Origin of the sequence: Clostridium isatidis (genome assembly GCF_002285495.1) — a bacterium.
In the GTDB taxonomy this organism is placed as follows: Bacteria; Bacillota; Clostridia; order Clostridiales; family Clostridiaceae; genus Clostridium; species Clostridium isatidis.
Window position 1 is genome coordinate 807,836 of sequence record NZ_CP016786.1, and the last position, 18,680, is coordinate 826,515.

Sequence of the window (18,680 nt, forward strand, 5' to 3'; positions counted from 1 at the left end):
TTTTAATTTTGATTTTTCTCTTTCTGTATCAAAAAATACATTGAAATATAATATATTAGTAATGAAATTTATGTTAAAATTAATATAATAATATTATTATTTTAATGGGGTGTGCTATGAATACAGTAACAATCAAGATAAATGGAGTTGAATATAATCTAAAGGGAAGAGAAAATGAGAATTACTTGATTAAGATTTCAAATTATGTTGATGGTAAGGTAAGAGATATTACAAATGCAAATAGAAAATTAAGCACCACAGCAGCTGCAACATTAGCTTCATTAAATATAGCAGATGAACTTTTTAAAGCTGATATAGAAATTGAAAATTTGATCAAAAAGAATAGTACATTAGAAGAAAAAAATTTAAGTTTAGAACAAAGGATAAAAGAATTAGAAGAAGAAATAGAAAAAAATAATTTTAGTCATTTAAGGATTACTGAAAGTTTAAATAAAGAACTAGAAGACTTAAAAAAGAGTAGAATAGAAGATTATGAAAAGAAAATTGATATTTTAAAAGCACAAGTAGGAAGCTTAGAAAAAGAAAAAGAAGAATTAATACAAAATAATAATATGTTTAAAGAAAAAGAAGTAGAGTTAGTAGAAGAGTTAAGTGCCTTAAATGAGAGATTTAAGATGATAGAAGAAGAGTATAAAAAGATTAATAATGAAAAAGAGGCTTTAAAAGCTCAAAATAAGGATATTAAGTTTCAATTGCAGACTTCAAAATATAAAGTTTTAGATTTAGAAAAAAAACTGATTGATTCTCAAATTGAATTAGCAAAGGCAAAAAAACTTAGTAATCCTTTAATTAAAGAAGTATAGCAGCGTGGCAGGTAAGAATATTTAATAGTAATAAAAAACAGTTTAATATTAAATTAAACTGTTTTTTATTATAATAGAATGGAAAATTTAATCTATTTATGTTATATATAATTAGTAGAAATTAATATAAAATATTTTACCAAAGAAAATTAATTAGTTAGATGTTTAATTAGGAGAAGTATTTATGAAGAAAGTAGAAATTTTAGCTCCAGCTGGGAGCATGGAAAGTCTTTATGCAGCAATAAATAAAGGTGCTGATGCAATTTATCTTGGTGGAAGTAAGTTTTCAGCCAGGGCATATGCTTCAAATTTTGATAATGATAATATGATTAAGGCTGTAGACTATGCTCATAGTTATGGCGCTAAAATTTATGTAACTTTAAATACGATTATTAAGGAAAATGAATTAAATGAAGCTGTAAGGTACGCAGGTTTTCTTTATGAAATTGGTGTAGATGCATTAATAATACAAGATTTAGGATTATTTAAAAGAATAAAAGAAGAATATCCTGACTTTGAAATTCATGCTTCAACCCAAATGACTATCCATAATGGAGAAGGAGCTTTATATTTAAAAGAAAAGGGCTTTCATAGAATAGTTTTATCTAGAGAACTTTCTTTAGAGGAAATAGAATATATTTCAAAGGTATTAAATATAGAAACAGAAATTTTTGTGCATGGAGCATTATGTATATCATATTCAGGGCAGTGTTTAATGAGTTCTATGATAGGTGGACGTAGCGGAAATAGAGGAAGATGTGCTCAGCCTTGTAGAATGGAATATATAATAAAGGGAAGTAATACTTCAGAAAAAAAAGCTTATATATTGAGTCCGAAGGATACGTGTACAATAGAAAATGTGGAAGATATTATTAATTCCGGCACTTATTCATTAAAAATAGAAGGAAGGATGAAGCGACCTGAATATGTAGCTGGTGTAGTAGATAATTATAGAAAAGCAGTAGACCAAATTTTATATAATAAAAAGTTTGATGCAGAAAAAGGAAAAAAGGAATTAATGCAACTATTTAACAGAGGAGGATTTTCTACTGCATATCTATATAAAAATCTGGGAAGTGATTTAATTAGTTTTAAACATCCAAGAAATACAGGAGTATTTTTAGGAAAGGTAAATAAAAATGGAGAAATACAGTTGCAGGAGAATATATCCTTAGGAGATGGTTTCAGGGTTAAGGATAAGGGATTTATAATTAGTAAAATTCTAATAAAAGGCAAGGAAGTAAAGGAAGCTAAGATAGGAGAAAAAGTAGAAATTTATCCTAAGTCTTATAAAAAAGGTGATGAGCTATATAAGTCCTCTGATAAAAAATTATTTGATGAATTAGAAGATTACTTAAAAGCATATGAAAAAAAAATTCCTTTAAAGGCGAAGATAAATTTTGAGCTCCTAAAGCCTATGACTATAAAAATTTCTTATAATGGATTAGATTATGAATTTATAGGAGCACTTGTTGAAAAAGCAGAAAAGAAGCCACTAGATAAAAATAGAGTTACTGAAGCTCTAGGAAAGTCTGGAGATTATCCCTTTAGAATAAATGAAGTGGAATTTGAAAACTTTGAGGAAGGTTTTGTAAGAATAAGTGATTTAAATAATTTAAGAAGGGAAGCCCTTGAAGGAATACAGAAATCAATAACAAAATCTTTTAGAAGAAAAAGAGCAATAAAGAAAGAAAAACAAGAAGAAAAGATAAAATCAGACAAGAATATAGAAATGATTTATCAATGTATAACTAAGAGGCAGTTTGAAGCCTTATTAGAAGAAGGAATAAGTGATATTGCAGTTGATTTATTTAGTCGTCATAGAGATGCTCTAAAAATTAAAGATATCATTGAATTAAAAGAAAAGGATAAGGTTAATATATATTTAAAGATACCTAATATAGTTAAAAGTGAATTTGGTAAAGTTGTAGAGCTTATTGAAAAATTAAAACCATATATAAAGGGATTAATAACTGTTAATTTAGGAATTATACATAAGTACAAGGATGAGCTTTTTATAATTGGAGATTATAAGTTGAACATTATTAATTCTCAGGCTTTAAAATTTTATCAAAGTGAAATTGATATCCCAACTCTTAGTTTAGAGTTAAATAGAAAAGAAATAAAGAATATGCTTAAATCCAATATGGGAAATGTTCAAGCGTTAATTTATGGAAAAACAGAATTAATGATAAGTGAATATTGCCCAATTGGAAGTACATTTGGAGGAAGATCTTCTTGTAGTGAATGTAATTTGGCATGTACAAGAGATGATTTTACTTTAACTGATAGGATGAATGAAAAGTTTAGAATAATGACTGATATATTTTGCAGAAGTTACATATTAAATTCTCATCCATTAAATTTAATTGAAGAAAAGGAAGAATTGGCGAGTCTGGGTGTAAATTCTTTTAGAGTAGAATTTAGAGATGAAAGTAAAAATGAAGTTAAAAATATAATTAGAATGATAAGAAATGAAATAAAAATTGACAATAACAAATATACAAAAGGACATTATAGAAGAGGAATAGAATAATATAAAAAGGAGTAGTTATGGACAATAAAACTCTTAGAGTGCTTGAATTTAATAAAATAAAAGAAATATTAAAAGACTATATAATTACAGCAAGTGCTAAAAAGCTTGTTGATGAATTAAAGCCTTATGATACAGTTTATGAAGTAAGAAAAAAGCTGCAGGAAAGTGATGAGGCTTTAGATTTACTAATTAAAAAAGGCAATCCTCCTTTTGAAGGATTGCATGATTCAGGGGAAGGTATAGAAAGAGCAAAGAAAAATGGTATTCTTTCTCCAGGTCAGTTGCTTAAAATTGGAGGAATGCTAAGGTGTGCTAGAAGATTTAAAGATTACATAAAGAGAAAAGAGGAAGAGACACCACATGTATTGTTAGAAGATCTAGCAGATATATTAACTCCGCTTAGAAAATTAGAAGAAATTATTGAAATTTCAATCGTATCTGAAGAGGAAATCAGCGATAAAGCAAGTCCAGCATTAGGAAGTATAAGAAGAAATTTAAGGGACAAGATTTCTTCTGTTAGAGATAAAATTAATTCAATAGTTAGAGCAAACTCAAAATATCTTCAGGATGCTATTTATACAATGAGAGGAGATAGGTATGTATTACCTGTAAGAGCAGAATATAAAGGAGCAGTACAGGGGCTTATTCATGATCAAAGCTCTACTGGTGCTACTTTATATATTGAACCAATAAGCTTAGTTAATTTAAATAATGAAATAAAGGAATTAAAATTAAAAGAAAAAGCAGAAATAGAAAAAATATTAAGTGAATTATCAAATAAGATTTATGAAAATATTGATTTAGTAGAAAGTAATTATAAAATATTAACTGAGTTAGATTTTATTTTTGGAAAAGCTAAATATGCTTCAAGTATTAATGGAATGTGTCCTATAGTTAATGAAGATAATAGTTTTGATATTATTCAAGGACGTCATCCTTTAATAGATCCTAAAGTTGTCGTTCCATCAGATATATATTTAGGCAAAGAATTTACTACCTTAATGATTACTGGACCGAATACAGGAGGTAAAACAGTAACATTAAAAACTGTAGGACTTCTTCATTTAATGGCACTAAGTGGATTATTAATTCCAACAAAGGATAATTCAAGTGTTGGATTCTTTAGAAATATATTTGCAGATATTGGAGATGAGCAAAGTATTGAACAATCCTTATCTACCTTTTCATCTCATATGACTAATATAGTTAAAATATTAGAAAAAGCTGATAGTAATTCTCTTGTATTATTTGATGAATTAGGGTCAGGAACAGATCCGGTGGAAGGCGCAGCCCTTGCAATTTCAATAATAGATACCTTAAGAAGTATTGGAGCAAGAGTTATTGCTACAACCCATTACAGTGAGTTAAAGGGTTATGCATTAAAAACAGATGGAATAGAAAATGCTTCAGTAGAATTTGATGTAGAAACATTGAAGCCTACATATAGATTATTAATAGGAGTTCCAGGTAAGTCTAACGCTTTTGAAATCTCAAAAAGGCTTGGTTTAAGAGAGGAGATTATAGATAGGGCTAAAAATAATATTTCATCTGATAATTTAGAATTTGAAAATTTAATTAGAGATTTGCAAGAAAAGAGTATATTAGCCAATCGCGATGCTAGAGAAGCAAAAAGAATAAAAATTGAAGCAGAAGAAATTAAAGCAAAATATGAGGAAAAGATAAAAAGATTAGAAGAGGTAAGGGAAAAAGCTTATATTGAAGCTAAAAGGGAGGCTAAAAACATTATTCTCAGAGCAAAAGAAGAAGCAGACGAAATATTAAAAGCTATGAGAGAATTAGAAAAATTAGGAATAGCTCAAGGTGGAAGAGCTAGGTTAGAAGAAGAAAGAAAAAAACTTAAAGACAGTTTAGAAAAGAAAGAAGCTTCCCTCATAAAGGAAAGAGAAAATTTAGGAGAAGAAATTACCAAGGTAACTTTAGGAATGGATGCATACTTACCTTCGCTTAATCAAAATGTAATTATAGTTTCTATGCCAGATTCAAAAGGTGAAGTGCAAGTAGAAGCCGGTATTATGAAAATAAACGTAAAATTAAAAGATTTAAGAAAATTAAATACAAATAATAATAATAAAAAGGAAAAGAAAAAAAGGGAACTTAAATTAAATTTAGCAAGAGTTGATAGTAGAATTGATTTAAGAGGTTTAGATGCTGAAGAAGCTTGTTATAGAACGGATAAATATTTGGATGAAGCATATATGGCAAACTTAGGTGAAGTTACAATTGTACATGGAAAAGGTACTGGAGCTTTAAGAAAAGCAATAAATGATATGTTAAAAAAACATCCTCATGTTAAGCAATATAGATTAGGTGAATATGGAGAAGGTGGCGATGGTGTTACGATTGTAACTCTAAAATAATTCCTTAAAATAGTATTAAAATAATAGAGAGACTTATGTAAATAGGTCTCTTTTGTGCTATAATTTAATAGAAAAGAGGTGTAGTTTATGTACTTAATAAGTGGATGCTTATGTGGAGTAAACTGTAAATATAATGGAAAAAATAATTTAAATGAAAAATGCTTAAAGCTTTTAGAGGAAGGGAAAGCAATTCTTATTTGTCCAGAACAACTAGGAGGACTTACTACACCTAGAATACCTGCAGAAATTATAGGTACTGCAGAAGGTGTGTTAAAAGGAGAAGATAAAATTATTACTCAAAATAATACTAATGTTACAGAAGAGTTTATAAAGGGTGCAATGGAAACTTTGAATATAGCAAAAAGGTGCAACATAAAAATGGCTATTTTAAAAGAAGGCAGTCCTTCTTGTGGCGTAAATTATGTTTACGATGGCACTTTTAGTGGAAATAAAATAAAAGGGCAAGGTATTACCGCTAAGCTTTTAAAAGAAAATGGCATAGAAATAATTAGCGATACAGCTTTGGAGGGATATGAATGGGATTTTTAAAATTTATAAAAGAATTAATAAGAAATAATGATATAGATGAAGAAGAATTAATTGAAGAAGACTATATAGCTGAAGAAGATATTTTAGAAAAGGATGAAGAGGGTACTACAATACAAACTAAAGAAATTAAAGAAGAGATAGAAAATATTGAGTCTATTGAGATTATAAATAAAAGTTTAGAAAAAAATTTGAGTGATGAAGAAATTGATGAACTAATATTAAAAGAAATCTATGAAGTAATAAGCAGTTATGATGATTTTGAAAAAGTAAAAATATCTGCAAGAAAAGCAGCAATTAATATTGGTACAAAATATATAGACTATTTACCAAATTATTTGAATTTAAAGATTAGTAGGCTTCCTGTTTTTAGAGAGAAATATACTGAGCCTGAGGAATGGAAGTTAGTAGTTGAGAATACAGTACTAATGATTATATATAATTATAAAGAATATGGAGTGCCATTATTACAAAAAATAGGACAAAAAAATAATAATTTATATATAAAGGTTACTAATCTATTATGTAAATTAGCAAATGAAAATATAAAAACAGATGAAATTATAGATTCAATAATGGAAAATATAATGGCTTTTAATGATGAAACTAAAATTTCTATACTTGGCTGCATGTCTCAAATAAAAGGAAACAATAAAGCTATAGGATTAATTCAACATTTTTATAAAAGTTTTATTAAAAAAGGAGATGCTGATAAATCATTAAAGGTTTTAAAGTATTTAATAAATGCTGCTGAAAGATTTACACAAGGTCATTTGCAATTTTTAAAAGATTTAGCTCTAGGTAGCAAAACAATAAATTTAGAGAAGATTACAGTTTTAGAAGAAAACGAGCCTAAATTAATTACTTTAAATAATATAAATGAAGATTTAAAAGTTGATGCTGCCATAACTTATTATATGCTTGATAATTCAGATAAAGAAATAAATAATACTTTATATTATTTAAGAGATTATTCTTTAGACAAAAGTTTAAGAGAAAAAATAAATAAAATTTTAACAAAATAATGATATAGTTAGGAGTATTTCAATTGAGAAAAAATCAAAATAAAAAAGGAAAAAAAACTATAAAAGAAAGAGTCTCTTTATTGATTACTTTAATTGTTTTTATAAATATATTAATATTTTTACCTTTTAATATAAAAAATATGCCTTTATTAGCAGGTTATGTATTGACAAAAGAAGATATTAAATCTAACGAAGAATTTATTACTGAATTTAATTATATTAGGGATAATATTAAGTATCTATATTTAGCCTCATCAGATAGTGATTTATATGATGAAGTTGAAAAAATTGAAAATTTGTTAAATGAAGGTATAACAAGTAGTGTAAAAATATTAATTTCAGATTTAACTAATAAGTTTAATGAAATTAGTTCTAGAAACCAATTAGAATTAGAGAAGCAATTTAATGAAATAAATGACGAAAAATTAGAGGGATTTTTTGAAGAAGAATTAATAACAATAAGTAATTATAAAGGAGAATTTGAAACTCTTTATAATGATAAAAAATATAATGAGGCTAAGAATATATTAGATATTCTTAAACAATATATAGATGAAAATAAGAAGTTAGCTAATATAAGAAAAATAGATGAAGTATATGAAGAAAACTCTCTTGAAGATCCTAGCATAAGAGAACCTAAATATATTAATGGTATATTAATAGTAAATAAAGAATATGGACTTCCTGATACATATGCTCCTGGAGAAGATCCTGAAGCAAGAGAAGCTTTTGAAAGAATGAAAATAGATGCAGCAGCAGAAGGGATTTATTTAAATGCATTCTCAACTTATAGAAGTTATTATACTCAAGAAAGATTGTATAATAACTATGTATATACATATGGACAACCATCAACAGATACTTTTTCAGCAAGGGCAGGCTTTAGTGAACATCAAACAGGTTTAGCTTTTGATATTGGGGGAGTAGATAGAAGTTTATGGGCACAAGAAAATTTTAAGTATACTGAAGAAGCAAAATGGCTTAAAGAAAATTGTTATAAATATGGATTTATTTTAAGATATCCTGAAGGAAAGGAATGGAAAACAGGATATATGCATGAATCTTGGCACTTTAGATATATTGGAGTAGAACATAGTGTTAATTTTGCAAATAGTGATTTGACTTTAGAAGAATACCTTGGATTGTAAGGAAACTAGTTTACGATTCAATTAATTACAGAATATTGAAAGATTTTAGAATAAGACTCTTACAATTAAACTTTGTAAGAGTTTTTATTATGGTTTAATCAACGGATTAAAATAATTTTTTCTGCTATAAATAAATTTAATTGAATAAATTATCGTATAAAATTTAGACTAATTGCCAAGAATATCTTAAGAGATTATATTAATGGGAGGAATCGATCTTGGAAAGTCTAGATTTAAAAAAAAGAGATAAAAACAATAAAGCAAAACAATTAAGAAGAAATGGCAAAGTACCTGGAATATTATATAACAAAAATAAAATTAACTTCATGTTTGAAGTTGGCGAATTAGAATTGTGTAGAGAAATTTCTGAAATTGGTGATCATGGAATTTTAAATTTTAAACTAGATGGAAGTGATAGAAAAGCTCTAATAAAGGATGTTCAAAGAGATCCTGTTACAGGTAAAATAATTCATATAGATTTACAAGAGTTAGAAAAAAATCAAAAAGTTGTTTCTTCTATACCTATTAAATATATAGGAGAAGATTTTCTTAATAGAAGAGGTATGATTGTTCAAAAAGAAAGAGAAAGTATAAAAGTAGAGGGACTAGCTGAAAAATTACCAAAAAGTATTAAAGTTAATATGGCAAATTTAAGCAAGGGGGCTGTTTACAGGATTGCTGATTTAGAAATAGCATCTGAGCTTTCTATTGTAGATGATTTGAACACCGTTGTTGCTTCAGTAAGCTATGAAAGAAGAACTGTAGCTGAAAATAATGAAGCTAGCGAAGAAGAAGGAGTAAATGATTAATTAATGCCCCTTATTTAATTTAATTAGTATTTGATAAATTTTTCCTTTGGTGTATAATATTTTTGTAAGTTTTTTTGGGAGGGGTAAGATGTTATATAGAGAAAAATACGAAGAATGGCTTAATTCAGAAATAATTGATAACGATATTAAAGATGAACTAAGAAACATAAAAGAAGAAAAGGAAATAGAAGATAGATTCTACAAAGATCTAGAATTTGGTACTGGCGGGCTTAGAGGAGTTATTGGAGCAGGAAGTAATAGAATGAACATTTATACTGTTTCAAAAGCTACACAAGGTTTTGCTAATTATTTAAATAATAATTTTAAGAATCCATCAGTAGCTATAGCTTATGATTCAAGAAATATGTCAAAGGAATTTTCAAAAGCAGCGGCTTTAACTCTTGCTGCTAATAATATAAAAGTATATTTATATGAAAGTTTAAGGCCAACACCTATGCTTTCCTTTGCAGTTAGACATTTAAACTGTAATGGAGGAATAGTAGTAACTGCATCACACAATCCTAAGGAATATAATGGATATAAAGTATATGATGAATTTGGTGGTCAAGTAACAGACGAAAAAGCTAATTTAATAATAAATGAGGTTAATAAAGTTACTGATTTTTCATTAATCAAAACAATTTCTGAGGAAAAGGCTTTAGATAATAATTTATTAGTATACATTGGAGAAGATGTTGATAAAGCCTATATAGATGCTGTAAAATCATTAACAATTAGAAAAAAATTAGTAGAAGAAAATGCGAGGGATTTAAAAGTTATCTATTCTCCTATTCATGGTTCAGGAAATATGCCTGTTAGGAGGGTTTTAAAGGAGCTAGGATATGAAAATGTTCAAGTAGTAAAAGAACAGGAACTACCTGATGGAAATTTCCCAACAGCACCATATCCTAATCCAGAAGATCCAAAAGTATTTAAACTTGCTTTAGAAATGGCGAAAGAAAGTAATCCGGATTTAATCTTTGCTACAGATCCAGATGCTGATAGAATTGGTGTGGTAGTAAAAGATAATGAAGGTGAATTTAGAGTACTAACTGGAAATCAAACAGGATTATTATTATGTGAATATATTTTAAAATCTTTAAAGGAAGAAAATAAACTTCCTAAAGATGGTTTTGTTATAAAGACAATAGTTACAACTGATGGCGTAAAAGGCATTGCAAAAGAATATGGTGTTGAAGTTGAAGAAGTATTGACAGGCTTTAAATATATTGGAGAAAGAATAAGAGAATATAAAGAAAATAAAAATAAAACTTATATTTTTGGATTTGAAGAAAGTTATGGATATTTAGCTGGCGATTTTGTAAGAGACAAAGACGCTGTCATTGCAGCAACATTAATTGCCGAAATGACTTTATATTATAAAGAACAAGGAAAAAGTCTATATGATGCATTAATAGATCTTTATGATAAGTATGGATACTTTAAAGAAACACTAGTTTCTTTTGAACTTAAGGGAAAAGAAGGCAGCGAAAAAATAGCAAATTGTATTGATTCCTTTAGAAAAAACAATTTAGAAACATTAGATGCTCTTAAAGTAGTAACGAAAAATGATTATAAGTTAAGTGTGGAACTTGATGTGTTAAGAGGAGAAAAGAAAGAAATTAATCTTCCAAAGTCAAATGTTCTTAAATTTATTTTAGAAAATGGGGCATGGTTTGTAATAAGACCTTCCGGAACTGAACCAAAAATGAAAGCTTATATAGCAGCAATAGGAAAAGATTTAAATGATGCTGATGAAAGTCTTGAAAGATTAAAAACTGAAGTGGTATCTTTAATTAATGATAAACTAAATTAGAAAATAATAAGTAGGGCAATGCCCTACTTATTATTTTTACAATTTCCTAGCTAGTTTTAAATATTTCCAAGTAATTGCTTTTTTATTTGAAAGCTTATTAATATTATAGTATTATTTATTGTAAAGTGATTTGTAAGGAGGGTTCTCTATTTTGGATTATAATACAGTGATTAAAGAAAGATTAGCTAAATTATTATTCTTAGAAATAAATCAAAAGGTCTTTAAAGAAATAATAAAAATTCCTGAGTATGTAGAATTTACTAATAAGGATTTATATATACCAATATCTCACAAATACATAACTGAAAATATACAAGATGAAATAAGAATTAAAAATTTACCTATTTATTATTTTATTGAAGGTATGTTTTTTTCTATGGGAGCAGATGAAAATCTGAGATTTAATGAAGATTATGAAACTATATTAACATATATAACTGATACAGAAGCTTGCATAAAAAGTTTAATAGCTAAAAATATAAAAGAAGATGATTTAATAGACGCATATATTCTTTTGAAAGGGTTTTATAGATTTTCGAAAGACAAAGAAGTAATGAAAAAGCTTCTTTTGGTTGGTGAAACAATAAGGGAAAAGGATAAATCTTTTAAAGAAATATTATTAAAGGATATTGAATATTGTGAAAATCATTTGTTAAAAATAAGCGAAGCTTACTTATATAAGGCATTAATTTTGAAAGACGAAAACGACTATGAAGGGGCTAAAGTAGCAATAAATGAGTATGTGAATAATGGTGGGCAAGTAAATGACGAAATAGAAATATTAATTGACGACATTAATAATGTTTCAAATTATGAAAAAGCAATAGATTATTTAGATAAGGATGTAGCTAAAGCAATAAAAATATTTGTAGATTTACTAGAAAAGTTCCCTGAAAATCCTTTAATCTATTATTATTTAGCAGTAGCTTATAGGAAGTTGGAAAATTATGAAAAAGCAATATATTATTTGAATGAAAGTCTTGAAATAGAAACTGGAATATATGAAGTTATAGTAGAATTAGGAATAAATTATGCTTGCTTAAATCAATTTGAAGAGGCAATAAAATATTTTAAAAAGGCCTTTGAAGCTACAAAGGAAGTAGAAATATGTACAAATATTGTTATGTGTTATTTAAATATGAATAAAATAGAAGAAGCAAAAATTCACTTGGAATTAGCTAAAAAGATAAACCCTGAAGATGAAATTGTAAAAGAATTAGAAAAGATATTAGTGAAGTAAGTAAAAATTAATATATTTTTCATATGGTTGTTTAGTCAAATTTATATATGATAAGATATAATAAGTAGAATATTTCATAAGGAGTAAATATGAAAGATAATAATTTTATAAAAGTTCTGGATTATAAAATATATAAAAATAGTATTTCTGATGCAGTAAAATACATAGAAAATTATAATAAAGTTCATATTATTTCAGGAAATCCAGAGGTTTTATATAGTGCTTTAGAGAATGATAAATTACTTAATAATTTTAACTCTGAAAATAGTTTTATAATACCTGATGGAGTAGGAATTCAAATAGCTGCGAAATTTTTAAAAACTCCTATTAAAGAAAAAATAGCTGGAATAGATTTAATGCATAGAATTATTGAAAAGTGTGAAAAGGAAGGTAAGAGTATATATTTACTTGGAGCATCCAGTGAAAGTCTTAATTCTTGCGTAGCTAATATAATAATGAAATATCCTAATATCATTATTGCTGGTTATAGAAATGGTTATTTTGATTCTAATGAAGAAGAAAAAGTAGTTGAAGAAATAAAAAAGAGTAATCCATATTGTCTTTTTGTTGCTATGGGTTGTCCTAGACAGGAACGTTTTATTATTAAGCATATGAAGGAATTAAATTGTAAAATTTTTATGGGTGTAGGAGGAAGCTTTGATGTAATAGGCGAAAAGGTAAAAAGGGCTCCTAAATGGATGATAAAAATTGGACTAGAGTGGCTATATAGGGTAGTAAAAGAACCATGGAGAATAAAAAGATTATCTAGCATTCCTAAATTTTTAATACTAGTATATAAAAATAATAGGTGATTCATTGTAATATCGTATTTATATAAATTTTATTTAATTAGTAAGGAGGTGTTAAGTTGAATGTTTTAAATATAATAACAGGTTCTGACAATGGTGGTGGTGGAGAGTATGTATTAAATATTTGCAGAAGTACATTATTTAATCCTAGTTTAATTTGTATAGGGGAAGGTAAACTGTTAGAAAAAGCTTTAAATGAAAATATAAATGTTAGAGCTTTGAATGTTAAAGAAATTATGGGTAAATCATTAGAAGAATATATTGAAGAAAATAATATTGATATTATTTTATGGCACGGAGCAAAAGCGTTTTTTCTTCATAAATTAATGAATAATAAAATCAAGAATAAATCTATAGCAGTAGTACATTCGAATTTTAAAAATGATTTTAGTAATAATGGTATTAAGAAAATATTTTTCACACCATTATCTTACTTGGGATTGAGGAGTTTTAAAAGATATATTGCAGTTTCTAAAGTTATAAAAGAATTAATAAAGAAAAGTTTTGATGCAGAAAAAATATATGTTGTTAGAAACTCTATCGATATAAAAACTATTTTAGGGGATTTAGATATAACTCGAGAGAAAATTGGAATAGGAGAAGATCAATTTTTATTTATTAATGTAGGAAGATTACATCCTGTGAAAAATCAAATAAATCTATTAAAAGGATATAAATTACTTACGTCAAAATATAAAAATTGCAAAATGATTATTGTTGGTGATGGATCAGAAAAGAAAAGACTTGAAAAATACATAAATGAAAATAATTTAGACGATTTTGTAATTATGCTTGGAGAACAGGATAAGGCATATAGATATATTGATTTGTCTGATGCTAATATTTTATCTTCAAAAAATGAAGGAGGAGAACCACCAATTGTAGTATTGGAAGGTGCAGTTTTGACCAAGCCAACCTTATGCTCTGATATAGGTTTTTTGAAAGAAATTATTAATAAGGAAAGAGGCTATATATTTAACCCCAATAATGAATATGAAATATTCAAAGCAATGGAAAATTGCCTTAATGATAGTAATAGATTGACTAAGGCGGAAAAACTTAAAGAATATGTGTTAGAAAATCATACAATGGAGAAGTTTTATGAACAGTATTATATGATTTTCAATGAGTGTATTAGGAAGGATAGTAATAATGAATGAAAAATAAATTGATAAAAACTCAATTTGTAATTATGTTATTAATTATTTTGGGAAAAGTTATTGGATTTTTACGTGAGAGTATATTAGCTTCAAAGTACGGAACAGGATACGAAGTTGATGTATACGGCTATAGTATAAATATTTTACTATTTCTTGCGACTATTGGATATAGTGTTACAACAATTTTAATTCCTATATTTACAGAATTGAAAGAGAAAAAAAGTAAAAGTTATCAAATTAAAATTTCTAATAATCTGATATCTGTTTATATAGTAGTAGGAGCTTTTATCAGTATTTTTAGTATTATATTTTCAAAATATATTGTGAATATTTTTGCCCCAGGATTTGAAGGCGAGATACTTGATTTAGCTTGTAAGTTAGTAATGATAATTAATACTTCAATAATAACAATATTGGTACAGAGCGTTATATCAGGGATATTGCAAGCTTATGAAAAATTTTATGAAGCAGCAGCTATGGCTTTAGCAGGTAACATTATAGTAGTTTTATATTTATTATTATCTGTAGATAAGTTTGGAATAATTGGATTTAGTGTTATTATAGTAATTTCTTATTTTATCCAACTATTAATTAATATACCTTCATTTAGAAAATTAGGATTTAGGTTTAAATTTTCTTTAAAGAATATTGATGATAAAACAAAAGAAATAATAAAATTAAGTTTTCCGGTACTTGCAAGTACTTGTATAATGCAATTTTCAACGCTAGTTAACATATTTTTTGGATCATTAATAGGAACTGGTAGTATTTCTATTTATAATTATGCTAATAGAATTATAAATTTAGGAATAGAAATTTTTTCTATTGGCATTTCAATGGCTATTTATCCTATTTTATCGAAAATGAGTTTTGAAGAAGAAAAAAGCAAGTTCAATAAATCCTTAGAAGAAGCATTAGTATTAATGGTTGTATTAATATTGCCAATAATTGTATTGTTAATAGTCTTAAGAAGTGATGTAGTAAAAATCTTATATGAACGTAATGAGTTTACTTCTGAATCAACAATTCAAACATCTAAATTATTATTATTATTAATTCCAACAATGTTAGCATCAGGTATAAGAGATTTGTTAAGCAAGGCTTGTTATTCTTTAAAAGAAGTTAACCTTCCTATGAAAGCATCTATATTAACTATTATTATGCTTATATTGTTTAATGGTTTATTATATAAAAAATTTGGGGCTATGAGTTTAGGAATATCATCTTCCATAGCAACTATTTTAGGAACCTTAATAATATTTATTGTATTAAAAAGAAAATATAGTTTTATAAAAATAAAGATAAGAAAGAGTTTAATTAAAGTTATAATTATTTGTTTATTGATAGGGGGGATGATTCATTATATTAGAGAATACTTATTAACATTTTTGAGCAATGGATTTATGGAAACCTTATTAATCGTCTTTATTTGTGGGACAATCGGCTTAATAATATATATATTATTAATTTATATATTTAATGTAAAAGAATTAGAAATAATAAAAAATAAGGAGAAACTATGAAAATTTTTGATTGGCTTGAAGAAAAAAATATTTACTATAAAATGTTATATATTTTTTATGCTATTATATCTGTAACTTTTTTAAAAGAGATACCTTATTTAACAACTGTATTTTCATTGTTAATGGTTTTTATTTCATTTCTTTATTTCTGTTTGTTTATAAAAAATCAATATTATTTAAATATATCAAAAGTAAGATATTTATTAATTGTTTTTCTGGTATTTCAATTAAGCACTTTTTTTGTGTCTACTAATTATGTATCAGATTTTATAAAATTAGTTTTCAATGTAATTTACTTTTTTATTGTTAGTGTAACTGTTAATAAAAATACAAGTGATACTAATAATATATTTAAATTTTTAGTGTGGTCTATATTCCCGGTTGTATTAATAAGTTTATTTACATATTATTTTAAAATAAATTTTGAAATAAACGGTAATGTATATGGACGAATTGAAGATTATGATATGTCAACTAAGACTTTACAAGGTATTACAGTAAATATTAATACTCTTGGAATACTATGTGTTTTTCTTATAATTTCAGCTTTTCATTTAATTATTAGCGAGAAATTAAAAGTATTAAATAAAATCTTTATATATGTAATAATTTTTGTTGGAATTATAACTTTAATTCATACACAAGCTAGGGGGGCATTTATTGCATTAATTATTTATACTCTTACGATGATAATATTCTCTATAAAAAAGAAAAGCACCAGAATAATAATATTATTATCAGGGATTTTGATATCAGTTATATCAGCAATAAAAATATTTTCTAGTATAGACATAGCAAAATTTTCTACTGGAAGAACTTTATTATGGAAAGCAGCTATTGAAGTAATAAAAAGAAATCCATTATTGGGTGTTGGAACTACCTCTTATATAGATGTAGTTAAAGAAACATCAGATGTAGCTTTAAATGGAATTGAAGCAGGGGGGCTCCATAATATATATCTTCAAATTGCAACAGCTAATGGAATTATTACTTTAGTTTTATTTATTGTGTTTATAGCAGTAAGCTTAATTAAATTTATAAGAAATATTAAACTTAATAATGATGATAAAAATTATATTTTAAATAAAAATATTTTTTCTTTAATTATTTCTATATTAGTATATAATTTGTTTGAATCAGCATTATTATATATAATGAGTTTTATTTCGTTAATTTTTTGGGTGTTTTACGGAGAATTACTGAAAAATATATCTTCCAATGAGGAGAGGTGATATATATGTTATTTAAAGATTATAGCTTAGAAAAGTTTACAAAGGAATTATCATCAAAAGAACCATCGCCAGGCGGTGGAAGTACAGCAGCTTTAGTTGGTGCGTTAGCAGTTTCTTTAAATGCAATGGTTTATTCTTTGACTATTGGGAAAAAGGTTTTCGAAAGCTTAGAAGAAAAACATAAAGAAGATATGCTTAAATTTAATGAGCAAGCTTTAAATTTAATTGATGTGTTAATGAACTTTATGGAAAAAGACAGAGAAGACTTTTTAGAATTAATGGATAGTTACAAGCTTCCAAAAGAAACTAACGAAGAAATAATGAATAGAAAAAAGGCAATTAAAGAAAATACTATTAAAGCAATGGAAACACCTCTGAATTTAGCAAGAGAATGTATAAAGTTTTATCAAAATATTTCTTTTGCTGTAAAGTATGGAAATAAAAATTTAACTTCTGATGCAGGAGTAGCAGCAGTATTATTAGATGCAGCAATAGAAAGTGCCATAATAAATGTTAAGGTGAATTTAAATTTATTAAGGAAAGATTTAACTAAAGTAGAGATAGATAAATTTTTGGGAGAATGCAGTAATTTGTTGGAAAAATCTTCAATTAATAAAGTTAACTTAATAAAAGAGGTTGAAAAAATAATTTATCCAGAATAAAAAATAGCCTTTAAGGCTATTTTTTATTCTGGCAAATCCTTTAGGGATTTGAATTCATATCCTTCTTTTCTTAGTTCTGTTATGACTGTCTTTAGAATTTTTGTATTTGTATCAGAAACAGAGTGTAATAATATTATTGCACCAGGATGAACTCCATTTAAAATCTTTTTTATGGCATAATCTTCTTTTGGCTGATTATCTACAAGCCAATCTTTATAAGCAAAACTCCAAAATATAGTTTTATAGCCTAAAGCTTTTGTTTTTTTTAAGGAATTTTTTGAGTATTTTCCCATTGGCGGTCTAAAATATTTAGGCATATCTATGCCGGTAAGGGTTTTAAATTCTTCTTCAACTTCTGTGAATTCTTTACTAAATTTTTCGTTATCTAAAATTGTTGCCATAGAAGGATGATGTGATGAATGGTTGCACACAAGATGACCTTCTTCTACCATGCGCTTTACAATATTTTTTTCAGTTTTAATATAAGGCTTAACTACAAAAAATGCAGCAGGAACCTTTTCTTCTTTTAATATATCTAAGATTTTGTTAGTATTTCCATTTTCATATCCTTGATCAAAAGTCAAGTATAAAACCTTTGAGTCTGTATCTCCAACGTAATAGGCATCATATTCCCTTAAAAAGTCAATAGATTCCTTAGGAGCTTCAGGAGTTTTACCGCTTTCTCTATTTACAAAATACCAGTTTAGTTCAGTATCATCAGTGATTAAAGAAAATGCATGGCTAATATTAGATAATGTTAAAAGAAATACTAAAGAAAGCAATATAAACAATAAAAATTTTTTCATATTTTCACCACCTTTATTTTTTAATCTTATTTTTTGCAGATAGATAAGTTTTAGCCATAGAAATTTATGTATAAATTTTAGAATTAGTTAACATATATTCTAATAGGTTGAAATAATTAATTTAGTAGAGTATAATTTTAAGGATGATTTAAGTTGAGAAAGGAAT

The 18,680-nt window shown here is 26.3% G+C and carries 15 protein-coding genes; 14 read left to right on the forward strand and 1 reads right to left on the reverse strand.

Annotation, left to right across the window (positions count from 1 at the left end; genetic code table 11):
- Positions 1–116 precede the first annotated feature (116 nt).
- The 14 genes from BEN51_RS03835 to BEN51_RS03900 all read left to right on the forward strand — a co-directional run bounded on the left by BEN51_RS03835 (position 117) and on the right by BEN51_RS03900 (position 17,708).
- Positions 117–824, forward strand: a complete 708-nt coding sequence (locus BEN51_RS03835) for a cell division protein ZapA (RefSeq protein ID WP_119864769.1) — start codon at positions 117–119, stop codon at positions 822–824.
- A gap of 184 nt (positions 825–1,008) precedes the next feature.
- Entirely contained in the window at positions 1,009–3,360 is a 2,352-nt protein-coding gene (locus BEN51_RS03840) for a U32 family peptidase (protein WP_119864770.1), read from the forward strand.
- Positions 3,361–3,377: 17 nt separating this feature from the next.
- Complete coding sequence (locus BEN51_RS03845; RefSeq protein WP_119864771.1) at positions 3,378–5,738, forward strand: endonuclease MutS2; 2,361 nt, start codon at positions 3,378–3,380, stop codon at positions 5,736–5,738.
- Positions 5,739–5,825: 87 nt separating this feature from the next.
- Positions 5,826–6,287, forward strand: coding sequence for a 2-thiouracil desulfurase family protein (locus tag BEN51_RS03850; RefSeq protein WP_119864772.1), 462 nt, complete (start codon positions 5,826–5,828; stop codon positions 6,285–6,287).
- Complete coding sequence (locus BEN51_RS03855) at positions 6,275–7,309, forward strand: hypothetical protein (RefSeq protein ID WP_119864773.1); 1,035 nt, start codon at positions 6,275–6,277, stop codon at positions 7,307–7,309. Before BEN51_RS03850 ends, BEN51_RS03855 begins: the two co-directional genes overlap by 13 nt.
- A 23-nt stretch (positions 7,310–7,332) precedes the next feature.
- Complete coding sequence (locus BEN51_RS03860; protein ID WP_236906252.1) at positions 7,333–8,457, forward strand: M15 family metallopeptidase; 1,125 nt, start codon at positions 7,333–7,335, stop codon at positions 8,455–8,457.
- Between the two features lie 218 nt (positions 8,458–8,675).
- Complete coding sequence (locus BEN51_RS03865; RefSeq protein ID WP_119864774.1) at positions 8,676–9,266, forward strand: 50S ribosomal protein L25; 591 nt, start codon at positions 8,676–8,678, stop codon at positions 9,264–9,266.
- A gap of 88 nt (positions 9,267–9,354) precedes the next feature.
- Entirely contained in the window at positions 9,355–11,082 is a 1,728-nt protein-coding gene (locus tag BEN51_RS03870; protein ID WP_119864775.1) for a phospho-sugar mutase, read from the forward strand.
- Positions 11,083–11,233: 151 nt separating this feature from the next.
- Positions 11,234–12,322 (forward strand): tetratricopeptide repeat protein, encoded by a 1,089-nt coding sequence (locus tag BEN51_RS03875; RefSeq protein WP_119864776.1) that lies wholly within the window; start codon positions 11,234–11,236, stop codon positions 12,320–12,322.
- A gap of 89 nt (positions 12,323–12,411) precedes the next feature.
- On the forward strand, positions 12,412–13,134 hold the full coding sequence (locus BEN51_RS03880) for a WecB/TagA/CpsF family glycosyltransferase (protein ID WP_119864777.1): 723 nt from the start codon (positions 12,412–12,414) through the stop codon (positions 13,132–13,134).
- 56 nt (positions 13,135–13,190) lie between these two features.
- Positions 13,191–14,291 carry a glycosyltransferase gene (locus BEN51_RS03885; RefSeq protein ID WP_119864778.1) on the forward strand — a complete coding sequence of 367 codons (1,101 nt, stop codon included), beginning with the start codon at positions 13,191–13,193 and terminating at the stop codon, positions 14,289–14,291.
- The gene (gene murJ / locus BEN51_RS03890; RefSeq protein ID WP_119864779.1) at positions 14,288–15,814 is read left to right on the forward strand and encodes a murein biosynthesis integral membrane protein MurJ; all 1,527 of its coding nucleotides are present in this window, start codon (positions 14,288–14,290) and stop codon (positions 15,812–15,814) included. The genes BEN51_RS03885 and murJ overlap by 4 nt, the downstream gene beginning before the upstream one ends.
- Positions 15,811–17,046, forward strand: coding sequence for an O-antigen ligase family protein (locus tag BEN51_RS03895; protein ID WP_119864780.1), 1,236 nt, complete (start codon positions 15,811–15,813; stop codon positions 17,044–17,046). Before murJ ends, BEN51_RS03895 begins: the two co-directional genes overlap by 4 nt.
- A 5-nt stretch (positions 17,047–17,051) precedes the next feature.
- Complete coding sequence (locus tag BEN51_RS03900) at positions 17,052–17,708, forward strand: cyclodeaminase/cyclohydrolase family protein (RefSeq protein ID WP_119864781.1); 657 nt, start codon at positions 17,052–17,054, stop codon at positions 17,706–17,708.
- A 23-nt stretch (positions 17,709–17,731) separates the two neighbouring features.
- Here the strand turns inward: BEN51_RS03900 and pdaA are convergent, their stop codons facing one another.
- Positions 17,732–18,514, reverse strand: coding sequence for a delta-lactam-biosynthetic de-N-acetylase (pdaA, locus tag BEN51_RS03905; RefSeq protein WP_119864782.1), 783 nt, complete (start codon positions 18,512–18,514; stop codon positions 17,732–17,734).
- Positions 18,515–18,680 lie beyond the last annotated feature (166 nt).

Excerpts from the sequence above, each read along its gene's own strand:
- BEN51_RS03835 (WP_119864769.1), top strand. The coding sequence starts at position 117 with ATGAATACAGTAACAATCAAGATAAATGGAGTTGAATATAATCTAAAG.
- BEN51_RS03840 (WP_119864770.1), top strand. The coding sequence starts at position 1,009 with ATGAAGAAAGTAGAAATTTTAGCTCCAGCTGGGAGCATGGAAAGTCTT.
- BEN51_RS03845 (WP_119864771.1), top strand. The coding sequence starts at position 3,378 with ATGGACAATAAAACTCTTAGAGTGCTTGAATTTAATAAAATAAAAGAA.
- BEN51_RS03850 (WP_119864772.1), top strand. The coding sequence starts at position 5,826 with ATGTACTTAATAAGTGGATGCTTATGTGGAGTAAACTGTAAATATAAT.
- BEN51_RS03855 (WP_119864773.1), top strand. The coding sequence starts at position 6,275 with ATGGGATTTTTAAAATTTATAAAAGAATTAATAAGAAATAATGATATA.
- BEN51_RS03870 (WP_119864775.1), top strand. The coding sequence starts at position 9,355 with ATGTTATATAGAGAAAAATACGAAGAATGGCTTAATTCAGAAATAATT.
- BEN51_RS03880 (WP_119864777.1), top strand. The coding sequence starts at position 12,412 with ATGAAAGATAATAATTTTATAAAAGTTCTGGATTATAAAATATATAAA.
- murJ (WP_119864779.1), top strand. The coding sequence starts at position 14,288 with ATGAAAAATAAATTGATAAAAACTCAATTTGTAATTATGTTATTAATT.
- BEN51_RS03895 (WP_119864780.1), top strand. The coding sequence starts at position 15,811 with ATGAAAATTTTTGATTGGCTTGAAGAAAAAAATATTTACTATAAAATG.
- BEN51_RS03900 (WP_119864781.1), top strand. The coding sequence starts at position 17,052 with ATGTTATTTAAAGATTATAGCTTAGAAAAGTTTACAAAGGAATTATCA.
- pdaA (WP_119864782.1), bottom strand. The coding sequence starts at position 18,514 with ATGAAAAAATTTTTATTGTTTATATTGCTTTCTTTAGTATTTCTTTTA.